We start from the raw sequence: 17,810 nt of genomic DNA on the forward strand, positions 1-17,810 counted from the left end.
ATGCGCGCGCACCGAGGTCTCCGGGTGATGATGAGCGCGTGGAGATCGCGGTAGAACTCGTGGCACTGGTGGTGGCCGTCCTCCTGGTCACCGCCGCGGCGCGGAAACTCGACTGGTCGGCACCTCTGTGCCTGATCGCGGTCGGGGTCGTCGCCTCGTACGTCCCGGGCATCCCGGAGTACGAGCTGGATCCGGAGGTCGTCCTGCTGGGGCTGCTGCCCCCGCTGCTCTACGCGACCGCGATCCGCACGTCGCTGATCGATTTCCGCCGCAACCGCGGGCCGATCCTGCTGCTGTCGGTGGGGCTCGTCATCTTCACCACGGCCGCGGTCGGGGTCGTGGCGTGGCTGGTGATCCCCGGTCTGCCGCTCGCCGCCGGGCTCGCGATCGGCGCGGTGGTCGCCCCGCCCGACGCGGTCGCGGCCACCGCCGTCGCCCGTAAGGTCGGGATGCCGCGCAAGCTGACCAGGCTGCTGGAGGGCGAGAGCCTGTTCAACGACGCGGCCGCGCTGGTCGCGTTGCGGACCGCCATCGCGGCCATCGCGGGCTCGGTCAGCCTGCTGCAGGTCGGCGGCGACTTCCTGCTGGCCGCGGGCGGCGGGCTGGTGATCGGCTTCGCCGTCGGCGCGCTCGCCGCGCTGATCCGCACCCGCCTGGAGGATCCGGTCACCGACACCGCGCTTTCGCTGGTGGTCCCGTTCGTCGCCTACCTGGCCGCCGAAGCGATCCACGGTTCCGGCGTGATCGCCGTGGTCGTCGCGGGGCTGATCCTCGGGCACAAGGCGCCGAGCATGCTCTCGGGCCGCTCCCGGCTCGCCAGCAGGCTGAACTGGCAGACCATCCAGTTCCTGCTGGAGAACATCGTCTTCCTGCTGATCGGCCTGCAGGTCCGCCGGATCATGACCGAGGTCGGCGAAAGCGGGCTGAGCGCGCTCGAACTGATCCTGATCTGCGCCGCCACCCTGGCCGCGACCATCGTCGCGCGGATCATCTGGATGGCGGGCATCGGCCTGGCGCGGCGGACGTTCCGCCGGCACGCCTGGCCGTGGCGGTACTCGGCGGTGATCGCCTGGGCGGGGATGCGCGGGGTCGTCACGCTCGCGGCCGCTTTCGTGCTGCCCGCGGACACCCCGCAGCGGGCCGTGCTGGTGCTGGTCGCGTTCGTCGTGGTGGCGGGAACGCTGCTGCTGCACGGGACGACGCTGCCGGTCCTGGTCCGCCGCCTGAAGTTGCCGCCGCCCGACCCCGCCGAGGACGCGCTGCAGGAGGCGGCCGTGCTCAACAACATGACCCGGGCCGCACTCGACGAACTGGAGAAGATCCGGACCGTCGACGACCCGGACGACATCGTCGAACGCCTGCGCAGCCGGCTGCAGCACCGGTCGGACTCGGCTTGGGAAGAGCTCGGCAGGCAGAGCACCCTGACCGAAACGCCGAGCGACGCCTACCGGCGGCTGCGGCTGAGGCTGCTCGAAGTCGAACGGGAGAAGTTCCTGGAGGCGCGGGACTCCGGGATGGCCGATGATGATGTCCTGCGCCGGATCCTCGAGCGCCTCGACATCGAGGAATCCATGCTGGACAGGGAGGAGGAGACCGTGCCGGACTCCGATCGGGAACTGCGCACCCCCGCCGCGACGGCGGGATCCTGCAAGCATCTGACCAAGGAGTGGCCTGCTCTCGAGTCCGCTGTTCCCGACGTCTGCGCCGTCTGCGTCGAGAACGGGATGACCTGGGTCCACCTGCGGCGATGCGTCAAATGCGGGAACGTCGCCTGCTGCGACTCCTCACCGGGCAAGCACGCGACCGAGCACTTCCACGAGACCCTGCACCCGGTGATGCGCAGCCACGAGCCGGGCGAGACCTGGCGCTGGTGTTTCGTGGACAAACAGCTCGGCTGACTCGGTATCGTCCGGGGCATGAGCACGCCTGAGCAGGAAGTCGAATACCGCCAGCACCGGTTCTCTCCCCCGCCCGGCGCGACCGAGATCTTCCTTGTCCGCCACGGCGAATCGGCCCCGGCGAAGGGCACTGATCCCTTCGACCTCGTCGACGGGCAGGCCGATCCGGATCTCGCGCCGGAGGGCCGGGACCACGCCGAGCGGGTCGGTCGCCGTCTGGCGGACGAGCGGATCGCCGCGTTGTACGTGACGACGCTGCGCCGGACGTCGCAGACAGCGGCGCCGCTGGCGGCGAAGCTCGGACTCACGCCGTCGGTCGAGGCCGAACTGCGGGAGATCCACCTGGGCGACTGGGAGAACGGGCTCTTCCGGCGCTACACCCACGAAGGTCACCCGATCGTCGAACGGCTGTGGCGGGAACAGCGCTGGGACGTCATCCCCGGCGCGGAGTCGATGGAGTCGTTCGGCGGCCGGATCAAGGCGGCCATCGGCAGGCTCGCGGCGGCCAACCCGGACCGGCGGATCGCCGTGTTCACCCACGGCGGTGTCATCGGCGAGGTCTTCGCCCAGGCCAGTGCCGCCGGGAACCGGTTCGCGTTCCTCGGCGCGGACAACGGCTCGATCTCGCATCTGGTGGTGTCGGGCGACAACTGGATGGTGCGGCGGTTCAACGACACGTCGCATCTTCAGTCGCCTTTCGGCTGATCCGGCCCGCCGCGACCAGGTGCACGGCGACCAGGACCGCGACGGCCTCCGCGGCCAGGAGCCCGATGAGCACGAGCACCTGGGTCACCCCGGCCTGTACCGGCCCGGCGCCACCGAGGAGGACACCGACGTAGGCGCCGGGCAGGGTCACCAGGCCGACCGTCCGCGTCTGGTCGAGCGCGGGGATCAGCGCCTGCCCCGCCGAAGGGCGGCAGATCTCCAGCGCGGCCGGGCGGCGGAGGAACCCCAGCGCCAGCGCGGCTTCGTACTCGCCGTGCCGGGACACGAGTTCGTCCAAGGCGCGCCTCGCCGCCTGGGAGGTCGCGGACATCGCGCCGCCGATGACGATCCCGGCGATCGGCACGATCGCGATGGGCCGCCACGGGACCACCCCGGTCGCGAGCACGAGCGTCAGCACCGGCACCACGCCGGACGCGATGGCGAGCGCGACCCACGCCAGGTCCTTCGCCACGCCGATCCGGCGCGCGGAGGTGATCGCGGCGATCGCGAACATCAGCAGCACGAACCCGCCGGTCAGCCAGCCCGATTTCAGGATGCCGACGATCACCAGCGAAACGGCCGCGAGTTGCACGACGGCACGCGCGGCCGCGAACAGCACCGCTCTGCCTTGACCCAGCTGCCCGAACCGCACGACGGCCGCGCCGAAGATCGCCAGCACGGCCAGGACCACGGCGAGCACCGGGCCGAAAGCGATCGCACCATCCGTCACACGGACGATCCTGTCGCAGTCAGGACGTGCAGGTCACCGACGCACCGGGAGCGGGGGCGGCGCGGTCGCTGACGACCTCGCCGTCGACGAGGATCCGGCACCGCAACGCGCCGCTGCCCGAACCCTGCGCGGAGATACTGTAGAACTCGTCGCGGCCTTCCTGGCTCGCGCGCTCGAACGTGGTGCTCCACGGCGTCAGCACGTCGGTCTTCTGCATGAGCTCAGAGCCCTGCGCGACATACGTGACGTTCTGAGCGCCCTTCGCGCCCGAAAGTTCGTAGACGACCAGGTGCGTCACGGCACGCACGGCGGCCGCGGCCTGCTCGACCTGTTCCACCTGCGGGGCCGGCGGGTTCTGCACGGGCCGCGAGGCCTTCGGCAGCACGTAACTGGTCAGGGTGACGGCGACGGCCATCACGCCCAGCACGACCACGATGGTCCCGAGCGGCTTCAGCCTGCCCGGGGCTCCCTGTCCCGGCGCCGATGCCGGAGGGGTCGCGGTGGGAACACCCATGGAGAGGTCTTCTCTCGTCCGAGCGCACTTCCGTCGAGTGCGTCGACTACTTCTCGTTCGAAGGTGACTCCGCGTTAGCCGTTATCGGGAAGAAACCCGATATTCACCCTTTTGGGTGTCCCGATGAGCGGAGATTGCCTGGTCATCGGACGGTTGGCGTAAACACAGTGAGCCGAATAGCTCACTTTGAGTGATCCTGCTGCCTGGTTCTGTCGTAGGCCGGGGGCATGATGGCGATCGTGTATCGGGAGACGACGGCACCCGGCGAGTTACGCGGCGTGGTGCGCTGCCTGTGGGAGGACGCGGGCCTGGCGCCGAAGCGGATCGTGCCCGACGGCTGCGTCGACCTGGTGAGATGCGGCGACGACGTCTTCGTCGCCGGGCCGGACACGACGGCCTGGACCTGGGAGACGCCGCCCGGCACCGAGGCATCCGGCGTGCGGTTCGAGCCCGGCCGGGCGCGTGACGTCCTGGGGCTGGGCGCCGACGAACTGCGCGATCAGCGCGTCCCTCTCGGCGACCTCTGGGGCAAGGAAGGCGAGTCGCTGGCCGAGCGCGTGCTCGGCGGCGCCGTTTCGCTGACCGACGTCGTCTCACGACGCCGGGCGGACGGCGCCGACCCGGAAGTCTCGGAACTGATCACCCGGCTCGACGGCGGCGTCCCCCGGGTTTCCGCCGCGCTGGACCGGTTCACGACCGGGGAACGGCAGTTACGGCGCCGGTTCACCCTCGCGGTCGGCTACGGACCGGCGACCTATCTGCGGGTCACCCGGTTCCAGCGGGCCATCGGCCTCGCGCCGACGGCGCCGGATCTCGCTTCGCTGGCGTTCTCGGCGGGCTACGCCGACCAAGCCCACCTGAGCCGGGATTGCCGGGAATTCGCCGGGGTTCAGGCGAGGGAGTTCTTCCGCGCCAAGAAGTGGGATATGTCCATTGTGGACCGGTAAAGCGCGCGGTAGTGCGGATAGAACTCGTCGTAGACGTCGGCGTCCGCGCCGGGACGGACGACCTCGGCGACCGGGTTCCAGGCTTCGATATCCGGTTCCCTGCCCAGGGCCACGGACGCGAGAACGGCGTTACCGAACGCCGCGCCGACGGTTTCCGCCGGGATCTCCTGCTCGATCCGCGCGACGTCGCTGACGATCCGCGTCCACACGCCGCCCTGTGTCCCGCCCCCGACGGCGACGAATCGCCGGGTGCCGCCACCGGCTTCGCGCATGGCTTCGAGGTTGTGCCGCACCCCGTACGCAGTCCCTTCCAGCGCCGCGCGGTACAGATCGGCGCTGTCATGGGAAGTGGTGAGCCCGGCGATGACGCCCCGCGCGTCCGGATCCGGTATCGGCGTCCGTTCCCCGGCGAAGTACGGCAGCATCAGCAAGCCGCGGCTGCCCGCCGGGACCTCGCCCGCCGCCGCGGCCAGTTCCCCGAACTCGCCGCCGACGAGTTCCCGCAGCCAGTCGGTGATCGCGCCGGACGTGGCCATCCCCGCGGCGAGTGAGTAGGTACCCGGGAACGCGCCGCGGGTCGTCCACAACCCCGGTCCGGGGCGGGGATCGGAGAGCACCTGGATCAGGAACATCGTGGTGCCGTACATGAGCATCGTGTCCCCGGGCGCGGTGACCCCGGCGCTCGTCGCCTCCGCCCAGGCGTCCACCGTGCCCGCCGTCACCGGGATCCCTTGCGGGAGGCCGGTTTCCGCGGCAGCCGCGGCAGTGACCGAGCCGACCACCTCGGTCGGCCAGGCGAGCCTGGGCAGCTCGACGCCGGGAACGATCGCGGCGACCCGGTCCGGCGCCCACCGGGCCTCGCGCAGGTCGTACATCGGGTCGCATTGGCTCGCGGAATGATGATCGAGGACGTATTCGCCGGTCAGCCTCAGGACGAGGAACGAACTCGCCATCAAGAACAGCTTCGCGCGTTCGAACACCTCCGGCTCGTTCTTGGCCAGCCAGCGCCATTTCGGCCCGACGGCCTGCGAGCCGAGCGCGCTCCCGCCACGCTCCACAATGGATTCTTCGCCGAATTCCCGGTTGAGTTCACGGATTTCGTCATACGCGCGGGTGTCGACGCCGTAAAGGATCGCCGGGCGCAACGGTTTCCCGGAAGCGTCCGCGGGCAGGAGCACGGGGCCGATTCCACTGACCGACACTCCGATGATGGGATGATCCCCGGCGTCCGCCGAAAGTTCCCTTGCCAGTACGAGGAAGTCCTGCCACCACACGGTTTCGGCGTCGTGCTCGAACCAGCCCGGACGAGGCCTTGCGGTATCGTGTCGCCGGGATGCTCGCGCCACCACGGCGCCCCGGGAATCGACGAGGACGCCTTTGGAACTCGAGGTGCCGATGTCGATGCCGAGCACCAGGCCCGGTTCCCCCACGACACCCCCGAACTTTCCCACACGAGTAGCGCGATCAGCGGATGGTAACGATTGTCGGTCAAGCTATTCTTCCCGTGCGAAGGTGTCAAGACACCTGCAGAAGGGGAGGTCACGGTGGCCACCATCAACGACGTGGCGGCGAAGGCCGGGGTTTCGACGGCGACCGTGTCGAGAACGCTCAACGGTAAGTCCACTGTGGACCCGGTACTCGCGGCACGGGTACAGGCCGCCGCCGCGGAATTGGGATATCACCCGAACGGGCTGGCGCGAAATCTGCGCCGTCAGGAGACCGCGGTACTCGCGCTCATCATCTCCGACGTGGAGAACCCGTTCTTCACCGCGATCGCCCGCGGCGTGGAGGACATCGCGCAGACCGCGGGCTACTCGGTGGTGCTGTGCAACGCCGACGACAACGAAGAGAAGGAGCGGCGCTACATCGACGTCGCCCTCCAGGAGCGGGTCGCCGGCGTGGTGCTCTCCCCCACCGGCCGGGCCACCAACGTCGACCGGCTGACCGAACGCGGCACGCCCGTGGTCGCCGTCGACCGGCCACTGCTGGAGAACACCGGCGACCAGGTGCTGGTCGACACCCGGCTAGCCGCCCACGAGGCGACGCGGCACCTGCTCGACGGCGGCTACCGGCGGGTCGCCTGCGTCAGCGGTCCGCCCGGGGTCCGCACGGCCGAGGACCGGCTGGCCGGCTACACCGACGCCGTCGGCGTGGAGAACGCGCTCACGCGGCGCGCCGAGTTCCGCGCCGAGGGCGGCAGGCTCGCCGCGCTCAGCCTGCTCGACGAGACTGAACCGCCGGACGCGCTGCTGGTCGGCAACAGCACCATGGCGATCGGCGTCCTGGAGGCGCTGGCCTCGCGTGGCCTGCGGTCGGGACAGGACGTGGGGATCGTGTCGTTCGACGACGCGCCGTGGACCACGCTGATCGATCCGCCGCTGACGGTGGTCGCCCAGCCCGCGAACGAGGTGGGCCGGGTCGCCGCCGAGCTGCTGCTGGCCCGGATCGGCGACAGCACGCGCAAGGCCACGACGACCACGTTGCAGGCGAAGCTGATCGTGCGCCGCAGTTCGCGGCGCGACTGACCTCGGAGATCCCGGGTACACGACGTGCCTGGGCGACCGGTTCGCACCGGCCGCCCAGGAACGCCCCACCCCCTTGTTCCCCCAAGCCGGCCCCACACCAGCCGGGTTCTCCGAAGCGGTGGTAAGAAATCGATTACCTTTCGGAAGGTAAGTTCCCTCATACGACCTGTCAAGCCGAATTCCTGGACAAGCTCGCCCGATCCGGGCACACTATGGCGACATTGCCTACTGCGCGTGTGTGATTCCGTGCACTCTGTGTTCATCTCTGGTGAATTCCCCCACGAAACCGAGATGAGACCGCACGAACCCGCACAGACGAGTTACTCTAGGCGCTATGTCGATAGCGCTCGAGAACGTCCTCGCCAAGGCGGGCCTGAAGGTCGACGCCGACGAGTTCCTGACTCTCGTCGAGGACGCCGCGCGGAGGCTCTCCCCGCCGAACCCCGATCCGTCGCACTATTTCTCGGCGGACCAGCGGGCCGCGCTCACCGACGTAGGCCTGGACCTCTCACCCCGCAGCGAGGACGAACCGGACTTCCGTGCCCGCACGGTCGCCGCGCACGCCGTTCTCGCCGATTCGGCGCTGAGCGTGCTGGAAGCGGCGAAGACCCTCGGCGTGGACGACAGCCGCATCCGCCACCGCCTGAAGGAGGGCAGGCTCACCGGCTGGAAGGACCAGGGCTGGCGGCTGCCCGCCTGGCAGTTCACCGGTTCCGGGGTACTGCCCGGTCTGGAGATCGTGCTGCGCGCCGTGCCCGAAGACCAGCCCGCGCTCGTCGTCGCCGCGTTCATGAGCACCCCGCAGTCCGATCTGGTGATCAACGACCACCCCGCCACTCCCCGCCAATGGCTGCTCTCCGGCGGCGACCCCGAACATGTTGCAAGACTGGTGGCCACGCTCGGCCTCCCGTTCTAAGGTGTTCTGCCCGACGACGGAAAATTTCAGTCGGGGGTAGGCCGTAGGCTGACCCCATCGAGCAAGATCACCCGACAAGGACGGACGACTCCCGAGGTATGGCCCGGCTCCCCCTGCCGCCCGCGCGCTCTGTCCTGGTCAAGGAGCTGCACCGCACCAACGACGTGGTGACGGTGCACCCCGGCACCAGGCTGGTCAGGATCTTCACCGCGCACGGCAACCACCCCCAGCAGTGGAATTCGTTCCGCTACAGCGGACCGCTCCCGCACGGCCGTTTCGACCCGCAGACGCCGGGTCGTGGCGGACGCCCGGTCACCGACCCCGGGAACGGCGTCCTGTACTTCGGCCTCACCGTGCGCACCAGCATCGCGGAGGTCTTCCAGACCACGTCGACGGTCGACCGCAAATCCCGCGGCCCGCGCCTGGTCGTCGTCCGGCCGACCCGCACGCTGCGGCTGCTCGACCTCGCCGGCCTGTGGCCGACCCGCGTCGGTGCCTCGCAGGAGATCTCCAGCGGCCCGAAGAAGATCACGCAGGCCTGGGCGCGCGCCATCCGCGCCGCTTTCGGCGACCTCGACGGCGTCTGGTATCGGTCTTCCATGGACTCCGGCGGTCCCGCGCTCGCGCTGTGGGACCCGCCTGCCGGGAACTCGCTCCCGGTCGCGCCGGACGTCCTGCTCCCCCTCGACCACCCGGGGCTCGACGTCCCGCTGGGCCGGGTGTGCGAGGAGCTGAACTACACGCTCCTCAGCTGACCTCTCGTGCAATGAAGGGGCCTTTCATAGCAAATTTTGCTATGAAAGGCCCCTTCATTGCGGTCCGGTGACCCGAAGATCAGAGGTGCCGGCCCCACCACTGGAGCACGGCGTCGAACCGCTGCACCCGGTGCCGCGGCTGCCCCGAGCGCGTGAGTTCGTGCCCCTCACCGGGGAACAGCAGGAATTCCGCGGGAGCCCCGTTCTTCCGCAGCGCCACGTACATCTGCTGCGCCTGCTCCAGCGGGCAGCGCCAGTCCTGCTCGGAATGCGCGACCATGAACGGGATCTCGATCTTCCCCGCGTAGTACAGCGGGCTGCGCTTGCGAAGTTCCTCGTGGTCGTCGGCGACGTAACCGCCGGCGAAGAACCAGCCGATGTCGGAACTGCCGAGGAACGAATCCCAGGCGTTGACCGCGCGCTCGCTCCACGCGGCGCGGAACCGGCCACCGTGGTGCGCGGCGAGCCAGCTGGTCATGAAACCACCGTACGAGCCGCCCATCACGCCGACCCGGTCACCGTCCAAATCGGACAGTTTGAGCGCTTCGTCCAGCAGTGCCAGCAGATCGTCCGCGTCCACGGTGCCGAGACCGCCGACGATGCTGCGGCCGTGGCTCTCGCCGTAGCCCGCGGAACCGCGCGGGTTCCCCAGCACGACGGCGTAGCCCGCGTCGGCGAGTACTTGCGCCTCGTCGAAGACCTTCCACTCGTACGGGGCGAACGGTCCACCGTGGATCATCAGGACCACGGGATGCGGCCCCTCGCCCTCGGGCCGGACGAGCCAGCCGTGCACCGGGTAGCCGTCGGGCGCGGTCGCGTCCAGCTCCTCCAGCGGCCGGATCCCGCTGTCCCGCAACGCCTTCGCGTAATCGGTGAGCACGCGGGGTTCCTCGCCTGACAACAGGACGACGTCGCCGAAGCTCTCGGGCGTCCCGATCACCGCGGCGATCCGTTCGCCGTCGAGGGAGAACGACCGCACCACGGCGAACTCGCCCGCCAGGTACCGCAAGGATTTCAGCTCGGACAGTTCGCCGTCGAGCGGCACGGCGCGCAACTCGGCGGAGCCGCGGGTACGGACCACGACGAGCACCTCGTCGCCGAGGACGGCCGGAGGACCGGCCGAACTGTCGCAGTCCACCGTCTCGATGTCGGTCAGCCGCCGCGCGGTCGAGGGTTCGCCGCCGGAGGGCCACGGCGCGTGCCAGAGCCCGGTGTTGCGGGCGATCTCCTCCAAGCCCGGGAATTCGGTGCCGTAGAACAGGATCGACCCGTCCGAGGTTACCACCGGCTTGGCCGCGGTACCCAGGGTCCGGACCAGCAGCCGGGGTTCGCCGCCCGCGGCGGGCACGGCGTAGACGTCCGACCGGATGGTGTCCTCGGCGGCCCAGTCGCGGGGCGCGACGAACAGGACGGACTCGCCGTCGGCCGTCCACGAGGGATACTCGACGTCGACCCGGTCATCGGTCAGCGGTGCCGGATCTCCGGGCGTGGCCTCGTCCAGCGCGGCGACGGCGTCCACGACGAACAGTCGTTGTGGACGGTCGTTGAGGAAACCCGAGTCGTCGACCCGGTAGAAGAGGTTCGTGATGTGCCGCGGGGCTTCTTCGCCCGGCTCCGGGGTTTCGCCGTCCGCGTTCTCCGTGCCGTAGCGGCCCGGCTCGGGGATCCGGGCGACGAAGGCGATCCGGCGCGAATCGGGTGCCCAGACCGGGGCGCCCGCGCCGAGGGGCAGGTCGGTGATCCGCTTCGCGTCTCCCCCGGCCGCCGCGATCACGTGCACCTGCGGCCTGGCCTCGCGTCCGGAGCCCTCCCCCGCCCGGAGGAAGGCGACCCACCGGCCGTCCGGGGAGATGACGGGGGCGGAATCCCGGGTCCCGTGGGTCCAGGGTCCTTCCCCGCCACCGTCCGGGTCGACCCGGCGCAGGCCGCCGCGGTAGCTGTTCGTCTTCAGATCAGGCCTGCTCACGGCGGTGAGCAGCAGGTCTCCGCGCAGCGCGGGGAGACCGGGGACCGCCAGGGCTTCGATGTCAACGGGACGCACGGCCCCGACGGTACCCGATCCTTAGCAGTTCTAACTACTGATCGAAGACTCCTGCTCAGCGGCTTCGAGCTTCTTGGCCTTCGCGAGGCTGGCCAGCGTCGTCACGGTCAGGACCACGACGATGACACCCAGGGAGACCCAGTTGTTGATGTCCAGCCAGTCCGGCACGACGTGGTACTCGTGCAGCGCGTGCAGGAACAGCTTGGCGCCGATGAAGGCGAGGATCACCGCGAGGCCGTAGGACAGGTACACCAGCTTGGTGACCAGGCCACCGAGCAGGAAGTACAGCTGGCGCAGGCCCATCAGCGCGAACGCGTTGGCGGTGAAGACCAGGAAGGCCTCCTGCGTGATCCCGAAGATCGCCGGGATCGAGTCGACGGCGAACAGCAGGTCCGCGCTGCCGATCGCGACGATCACCAGGAACATCGGGGTGATCCAGCGCTTGCCGTCCTTCTTCACGAAGGACTTGTGCCCGTGCCACTCGTTGGTGACCGGGAAGAGCTTGCGCACCCAGCGGGTGAGCGCGTTCTCCTCGTACTCCTCTTCTTCGTCCTTGTTGCGGATCATGCTGATCGCGGTCCAGATGAGGACGGCGCCGAAGAGGAAGAAGACCCAGACGAACTGCGCGATCAGCGCGGCGCCCACGGCGATGAACACGCTGCGCATGGCGAGCGCGAGCAGGATGCCGATCAGCAGCACGCGGTGCTGGTGGATCGCGGGCACCTTGAACGACGTCATGATGATCATGAAGATGAACAGGTTGTCGACGCTCAGCGAGTACTCGGTGATGTACCCGGTGAAGAACTGGACCCCCGGGTCGTGTCCGGCGAAGACCCAGACACCGACGCCGAACGCCACGGCAACGGCGACGTAGAAGATGACCCACCGGGCGGCTTCGCCGGTGGTGACCTCATGCGGCTTGCGATCGACGATGACCAGGTCGAGTGCGATCAGCGCGAGCAGACCACCGACCGTGGCGATCCATAGCCACAGGGGAACAGACATGTAACCAACCCTCCGGATAGTGCACAGCAGCAACTAACCGGAGGTCTCTTCCGCCGGTGCGAAACCGGCCGACGGTGCCGGGGGCCTGTGAAGACCACCGTGCTGACGACACCGCCGCGAAGGAATACTCCCCTCACAGCTGGTCCAGTTTGACCTGTCTGTACGCATGACGCCAGTTAAGGTTGCCCTTGTCACCAAGATGGTCGCGTAACTCCCGTCACACTGACCTCATTTTTCCTCCTTGAGTACCCGTTCTGATGGTGTGGCAACCCTCGCTTGTGTGGTCCGCGTGAGCTGGACGAGTGACTCTCAGGTTCGGTGAAATACGGTCGTTCCGTGCCCCGAATCCCGCTCCCTCGTACGCGAGGCGCGAAGCTCACCGCGCTCGCCGCGGTCGTGGTGGTCCTGGCCGCCGCGGTCGTCGTGTGGACGAACAGCGAACCCGCGCCGTCCGCGGTCAAAACCCAGGAAGCGACCCTCGACCTGCCCGAATCCCCGGGCTCGTCCGCGGTCGTCAAGATCGACACGACCACGTACCTCCCCGAGCAGACCCCCGCTCCCGCCGTCCTGCTCGCCCACGGTTTCGGCGGCGACAAGAACAGTGTCGCCACCGAGGCCCGCGAACTCGCCGAAAAGGGCTTCGTCGTGCTCGCCTGGTCCGCGCGCGGCTTCGGCCGCAGCACCGGGAAGATCGCGCTGAACGACCCCGACCGCGAAGTCGCCGACGCCCGCGAGCTGATCGACAACCTGGCCGCACGGCCCGAAGTCCTCAGCGAGAACGGCGATCCGAAGGTAGCCGTGTCCGGCGCCTCGTACGGCGGCGCGCTTTCCCTGCTGCTCGCCGGGACGGACAAGCGGGTCGACGCGATCGCGCCGGTGATCACCTACAACGACCTCGCGCAGGGTCTCGTCCCGAACGCCGCCTCGGCCGCGCCTTCGACGGCGACCACACCCGCCGCCGGCGCGTACACCGCGAACGGTGTCTTCAAGCGGTCTTGGGCGGGCATCTTCTTCTCCGCCGGTTCCGGCGCGGCGCAGAGCGGCTCCCCCGCCAACGACGCGCCCGAAGCCGGTGACGAGACCAGCGAATCCGGCGCGGCACAGGGCACGGGCGCGGCGGCCGCGGCAGCGCAGTCCCTGCCGACCGGCGGCACGAACGGCCAGCGGCCGCCGTCCGGCCCGGCCGACCCTTGTGGACGGTTCACCGCCGACGTCTGCCAGGCCTATACCGAACTCGCCACCACCGGCAAGGCGAGCCAGAAGACCGTCGACCTGCTCCGCCGCGTCTCCCCCGCGTCCGTGACGGACAAGATCACCGCGCCGACCCTGCTGGTGCAGGGGGAAAGCGACACCTTGTTCGGGTTGGACCAGTCCGACGCGACCGCCCGGCAGATCGCCGCGGCGGGCGGGAAGGTTCGCACGGTCTGGTACACCGGCGGCCACGACGGCGGGAAGCCCGGGCAGAAGCTGCGAGCGCAGATCGCCGACTTCCTCAAGTTCTCCCTCACCGGACAGGGCACCGACCCCGGCACCGGCTTCAGCTACGACATCCAGGGCACGCTGCGAGCCAACGGCGCCCCTTCGGTCCGGACCGTCACGGCGCCGGCGTACCCGGGAGCCACCGGGGACGCCACCGAACGACGGCAGTTCACTTTGGAAGGCCCGGCCCAGCCCGTCGTCCGGCCCGCGGGCGGCAACCCCGCCGCGGTGAGCGGGATCCCCGGCTTGAACGGGGCGGTGGCGGGTTCGTCCCGGCTGTCCGGACTGTTCAGTGTGGACCCACCGGGCCAGGCGGCGCAGTTCGCGACGCGGCCGCTCGACGCGCAGACGATCGTGGCCGGTTCGTCCACGGTCCGCCTGCGGGTCTCCGCGGACCCCGCCGCCGCGGCCCCGCAGCGGGAAGCCGTCCTGTTCGCGAAGCTCTACGACGTCAACTCGGAAGGCGTCCGGACGCTTCCGGCCAACGCCGTCGCGCCCTTCCGCGTTTCCGGCCTGCCCGCCGACGGCAGCCCGGTCGAGGTCACGGTGACCCTGCCGGGCATCGTGCGGCCGCTGGAGGCCGGGCACACGCTCCGGCTGGTCGTCGGCACGACGGACCAGGCGTTCGCGACGCCGGTCGAACCCGCGGTGTTCCGAGTCGAACTGGCGGACGGCGGACAGCTCGGCGTCCCGGTCGTCCACGGCACCTCGGTCGGCGCGGGCGCGCCCATCGCGCAACTGCTCGGGATCGGCGGGACGCTGCTCGCGGGTATCGCGATCGCGGTGATCGCCGCGTTCCGCCGCCGCCGCGCGCACGACGTCGACGAAAGCCTGGCGAAGACGCCGCTGGTGATCGAAGGACTGCGCAAGGCGTACGCCGGTGGTTTCGTCGCGGTGAAGGACCTGTCTTTCCGGGTCGAACCCGGTCAGGTACTCGGCCTGCTCGGGCCGAACGGCGCGGGCAAGACGACGACCCTGCGCATGCTGATGGGGCTCATCACGCCGACGAAGGGCACCATCCGCGTGTTCGGTCACCTGATCGCGCCCGGCGCGCCGGTGCTGTCCCGGATCGGGTCCTTTGTGGAGGGTTCCGGCTTCTTGCCGCACTTGTCCGGCAAGGAGAACCTGGAACTGTACTGGGCGAGCACGGGCCGCCCGGCGGACAAGGCGCACTTCGCCGAGGCGCTGGAGATCGCCGGTCTCGGCGACGCGGTGAACCGCCGGGTCCGCACCTACAGCCAGGGCATGCGGCAGCGGCTCGCGATCGCGCAGGCGATGCTCGGCCTCCCGGAGCTCATGGTGCTCGACGAACCGACCAACGGGCTCGACCCGCCACAGATCCACCAGATGCGCGAGGTCCTCCAGCGCTACGCGGCGACCGGACGCACCGTGGTGGTCTCGAGCCACCTGCTGGCCGAGGTCGAGCAGACCTGTACGCACGTGGTCGTGATGCACCGCGGCATGCTGGTCGCCTCGGGCGAGGTCGGCGAACTGGCCGCGTCCAGCGGCGAGGCGACGTTCCGGGTCGACAAGCCCGCCGAAGCGGCCGAAGCGCTGCGGAAGGTCGGCGGTGTCTCCGGCGTCGACGTCGACGGGGAACTGGTCCACGCGGATCTCGACGGTCTCGCCCGCGCCGAAGCGGTCGCCGCTCTCGTGCGGGCCGGGGTCGCGGTCGAGCAGGCCGGGCCGCGGCGCCGTCTGGAAGACGCGTTCCTGCAGCTGGTCGGAGAGGACTCGAAGGGTGAGTAAGACCAATGGTTCCGGCCCGGCGACCCGGGCGGATCACGGCGTGCACACCGATCCGGCGGCACTGCTGGAGCTGACCGAGGTCGCGTCGCACGAACGGACCGAGGTCGGCCCGGACGGGGCGGTGGCGGGCTACCGCGCCGACCGGACGCTGCGGCTCGGCGTCGAACTGAAGCGGCAGCTCAAACGACGGCGGACCCAGCTGATGCTGGGGTTCGTCGCGCTGCTGCCGTTCGTCCTGGTGATCGCGTTCGAGATCGGGCAGGCCAACCCGAACCGCCGCAGCGGCGGGTTCGTCGACCTCGCCACCGCGAGCGCGCCGAACTTCGTGGTGCTCGCGCTGTTCGTCTCCGGCACGTTCCTGCTCCCGATGATCGTGGCGCTGTTCTACGGCGACACGATCGCGAGCGAGGCCTCGTGGTCGAGCCTGAAGTACCTGCTCGCGATGCCGGTCCCCCGGCACCGCGTGCTGCGGCAGAAGGCGATCGTCTCCGGGATCCTGTCCGCGGCCGCGCTGATCCTGTTGCCGCTGGTGTCGCTGGTGGTGGGCGTCATCTGGTACGGCGCGGGCGACGCGATCAGCCCGACCGGGGACGCGGTGTCGTTCAGCGACAGCCTCGTCGCCATGGGGCTGGCGACGATCTACATCATCCTGCAGCTGGCGTGGGTGGCCGGGCTGGCGATGCTGCTCTCGGTCGCCACCGACGCCCCGCTGGGTGCCGTCGGCGGCGCGGTCATCGTCGCCATCGTTTCGCAGATCCTCGACCAGATCACCGCACTGGAAGGGCTCCGGGACTATCTGCCGACGCATTTCGCGTTTTCGTGGATGGATCTCATCTCGACCGACATCGACTGGACCAACATGGCCAACGGGATGTTGTCGGCGGCGTTGTACGGCACGGTGTTCTTCCTGCTGGCCGGCCGCCGGTTCGCGAAGAAGGACATCACCAGCTGAGAGCGTTTCCGCGCCGGAAATCACCGGGGTCCACCGGGAAGACGAAATATTCTTCCCTGGTGGGCCCCGTTTTTCACTGGCCGTGGCGACCTTCACCCATTAGCGACGGTAATCGGTGTTTCATGCGCATGCGACCATTGATTTTTCCGATCATCGACTCATTGGGTGAAAAGTTCGCATTCATCTTCGGCACTCCCTGAGAAATCCTTATCTTCAGGGGAAAGATGCCGAAGCGAGCAGAAAGCGGGGACGTGACCATGACCCAGTCACTGGAGATCCCGGTGCAGGAGTTCTCCCTTGCTTGGACGATGACCGCGGACAAGGGCGGCAGGGTGGGATTCGCCGCCTCGGGTCAGGTGACGCTCCTCGACAACAAGCGTTTCTACAAGATCGACGGGGTCCTCTACATCTCCGAGGGCAGCGCCTACTGCCGCGACATCGGCAACCCGCATCTGTTCGTCCGCCGCAACGGCGTCGAGGAGAGCGGCAGGCAGTGGGGCTGGGAGACCATCTGCAACCGCAAGTCCTGCAGCAGGCTGTGCGCAATGGACGCGTACTTCGTCCGCACCGGGTACTGGGCGCCCGCCGACAAGGCCATCCAGCTGAGTATCGGCGCCGAGTCGGGCTGGAACCGCAAGCGGTCCTACAGCCCGACGATCACCGTGCGTCTCGACGATTAGCGGTCCACTGTAGATCTCCACCGGCTCGGGTACGGTCGGGCGCATGGCCACCTCCTCGATCCGCGTGGACGACGAAGGCGGGATCGCCGTCGTCACCCTCCAGCACGGCAAGGCGAACACCCTCGACACGGAGTTCTGCCAGGAACTGAGCGTCAAGCTCGAAGACGTGCAGCTCGGCGGCTATCGCGGCGTCGTGCTGACCGGCACCGGCGGCATCTTCTCGGCGGGCGTCGACCTGCGGCGAGTGCGCGACGGCGGCGCGGGATACATCGAGGACTTCCTGCCCGCGCTGTCGGACGCGTTCCTGTCGGTGTTCGGCTTCCCCGGACCGGTGGTCGCGGCCGTCAACGGTCACGCGATCGCGGGCGGCGCGGTGCTGGCCGCCGCCTGCGACCGCCGGATCCTGGCCGACGGCCCGAGCCGGATCGGGATCACCGAACTGCTCGTCGGCGTGCCGTTCCCGTTGGCGGCATTGGAGATCCTGCGCTCCGGGTTCGGCGCCGACGTCCTCGCCGAGCTGGCGTTCCTCGGCGAGACCCACCTGCCGCCCGACGCGCTCCGGCTCGGCCTGGTGAACGAGGTGACCGAGCCCGGAAACGTCGTGGCGCGGGCGGTGGAGGTGGCGAGGAAGCTCGCCGAGATCCCCGCCGCCGCTTACGCGCACACGAAGGCGCAGCTGCACCGGCCGTTCCACGAGCGGATCGCCGAACACCGCACCGGCGACGACGCCCACGTCCTCGAACTGTGGAGCTCACCCGAGGCCCTCGCGGCCATCAAGGCCTACGTCGACAGGGTCCTCCGCGGCGCGGGCTGAGGTGTGCCGATGATCGGGACACCGTCCGGATAGGCGATTGCCCACCGGCGGGGACTCTGTGAGTATCCGACAGCTCAACAGGTCCCGATGGGGAGGGCAT

At 69.4% G+C, this 17,810-nt stretch carries 15 protein-coding genes; 10 read left to right on the forward strand and 5 right to left on the reverse strand.

The features are described 5' to 3' along the window. Positions 1–38: 38 nt before the first annotated feature. Positions 39–1,898 (forward strand): Na+/H+ antiporter, encoded by a 1,860-nt coding sequence (locus IE302_RS36405; RefSeq protein ID WP_191259003.1) that lies wholly within the window; start codon positions 39–41, stop codon positions 1,896–1,898. A gap of 18 nt (positions 1,899–1,916) precedes the next feature. Beyond that, positions 1,917–2,603 (forward strand): histidine phosphatase family protein, encoded by a 687-nt coding sequence (locus IE302_RS36410; protein WP_191259004.1) that lies wholly within the window; start codon positions 1,917–1,919, stop codon positions 2,601–2,603. Here IE302_RS36410 and IE302_RS36415 read toward each other — a convergent pair. Together IE302_RS36415 and IE302_RS36420 are read right to left on the reverse strand one after the other, a co-directional pair. Next, positions 2,566–3,333, reverse strand: a complete 768-nt coding sequence (locus IE302_RS36415) for an ABC transporter permease (RefSeq protein WP_191259005.1) — start codon at positions 3,331–3,333, stop codon at positions 2,566–2,568. The genes IE302_RS36410 and IE302_RS36415 overlap by 38 nt on opposite strands. Before the next feature lie 19 nt (positions 3,334–3,352). Further along, positions 3,353–3,847: an MmpS family transport accessory protein gene (locus tag IE302_RS36420; protein WP_191259006.1), complete on the reverse strand. Its 495-nt coding sequence runs from the start codon at positions 3,845–3,847 to the stop codon at positions 3,353–3,355. Between the two features lie 227 nt (positions 3,848–4,074). Here IE302_RS36420 and IE302_RS36425 point away from each other — a divergent pair, with 227 nt between their 5' ends. Further along, on the forward strand, positions 4,075–4,794 hold the full coding sequence (locus tag IE302_RS36425) for a helix-turn-helix domain-containing protein (protein ID WP_229908160.1): 720 nt from the start codon (positions 4,075–4,077) through the stop codon (positions 4,792–4,794). Here the strand turns inward: IE302_RS36425 and IE302_RS36430 are convergent. Next, complete coding sequence (locus IE302_RS36430) at positions 4,737–6,224, reverse strand: FGGY-family carbohydrate kinase (protein ID WP_191259007.1); 1,488 nt, start codon at positions 6,222–6,224, stop codon at positions 4,737–4,739. The genes IE302_RS36425 and IE302_RS36430 overlap by 58 nt on opposite strands. Positions 6,225–6,338: 114 nt before the next feature. On the opposite strand from IE302_RS36430, the gene IE302_RS36435 reads away from it, so the two are divergent. The 3 genes from IE302_RS36435 to IE302_RS36445 all read left to right on the forward strand — a co-directional run bounded on the left by IE302_RS36435 (position 6,339) and on the right by IE302_RS36445 (position 8,990). Then, positions 6,339–7,319, forward strand: a complete 981-nt coding sequence (locus IE302_RS36435; RefSeq protein WP_191259008.1) for a LacI family DNA-binding transcriptional regulator — start codon at positions 6,339–6,341, stop codon at positions 7,317–7,319. A gap of 334 nt (positions 7,320–7,653) precedes the next feature. Further along, positions 7,654–8,235 carry a DNA-binding protein gene (locus tag IE302_RS36440; protein WP_191259009.1) on the forward strand — a complete coding sequence of 194 codons (582 nt, stop codon included), beginning with the start codon at positions 7,654–7,656 and terminating at the stop codon, positions 8,233–8,235. 98 nt (positions 8,236–8,333) lie between these two features. Then, a complete protein-coding gene (locus IE302_RS36445) occupies positions 8,334–8,990 on the forward strand; it encodes an RES family NAD+ phosphorylase (protein ID WP_007028108.1) in 657 nt (218 codons plus the stop codon). Positions 8,991–9,069: 79 nt separating this feature from the next. Here the strand turns inward: IE302_RS36445 and IE302_RS36450 are convergent, their stop codons facing one another. Together IE302_RS36450 and IE302_RS36455 are read right to left on the reverse strand one after the other, a co-directional pair. Further along, positions 9,070–11,031 (reverse strand): S9 family peptidase, encoded by a 1,962-nt coding sequence (locus IE302_RS36450; protein WP_191259010.1) that lies wholly within the window; start codon positions 11,029–11,031, stop codon positions 9,070–9,072. A 30-nt stretch (positions 11,032–11,061) separates the two neighbouring features. Then, positions 11,062–12,036 (reverse strand): TerC family protein, encoded by a 975-nt coding sequence (locus IE302_RS36455; RefSeq protein ID WP_191259011.1) that lies wholly within the window; start codon positions 12,034–12,036, stop codon positions 11,062–11,064. A gap of 318 nt (positions 12,037–12,354) precedes the next feature. On the opposite strand from IE302_RS36455, the gene IE302_RS36460 reads away from it, so the two are divergent. The 4 genes from IE302_RS36460 to IE302_RS36475 all read left to right on the forward strand — a co-directional run bounded on the left by IE302_RS36460 (position 12,355) and on the right by IE302_RS36475 (position 17,710). Further along, a complete protein-coding gene (locus IE302_RS36460) occupies positions 12,355–15,264 on the forward strand; it encodes an alpha/beta fold hydrolase (RefSeq protein ID WP_191259012.1) in 2,910 nt (969 codons plus the stop codon). Further along, positions 15,257–16,216, forward strand: coding sequence for an ABC transporter permease (locus tag IE302_RS36465; RefSeq protein WP_191259013.1), 960 nt, complete (start codon positions 15,257–15,259; stop codon positions 16,214–16,216). Before IE302_RS36460 ends, IE302_RS36465 begins: the two co-directional genes overlap by 8 nt. Before the next feature lie 257 nt (positions 16,217–16,473). Continuing rightward, positions 16,474–16,896: a hypothetical protein gene (locus IE302_RS36470; protein WP_191259014.1), complete on the forward strand. Its 423-nt coding sequence runs from the start codon at positions 16,474–16,476 to the stop codon at positions 16,894–16,896. Between the two features lie 43 nt (positions 16,897–16,939). After that, entirely contained in the window at positions 16,940–17,710 is a 771-nt protein-coding gene (locus IE302_RS36475) for an enoyl-CoA hydratase/isomerase family protein (RefSeq protein ID WP_191259015.1), read from the forward strand. Positions 17,711–17,810: the final 100 nt, after the last annotated feature.

It is taken from the genome of Amycolatopsis oliviviridis (assembly GCF_014654365.1).
GTDB classification, from domain to species: Bacteria; Actinomycetota; Actinomycetes; order Mycobacteriales; family Pseudonocardiaceae; genus Amycolatopsis; species Amycolatopsis oliviviridis.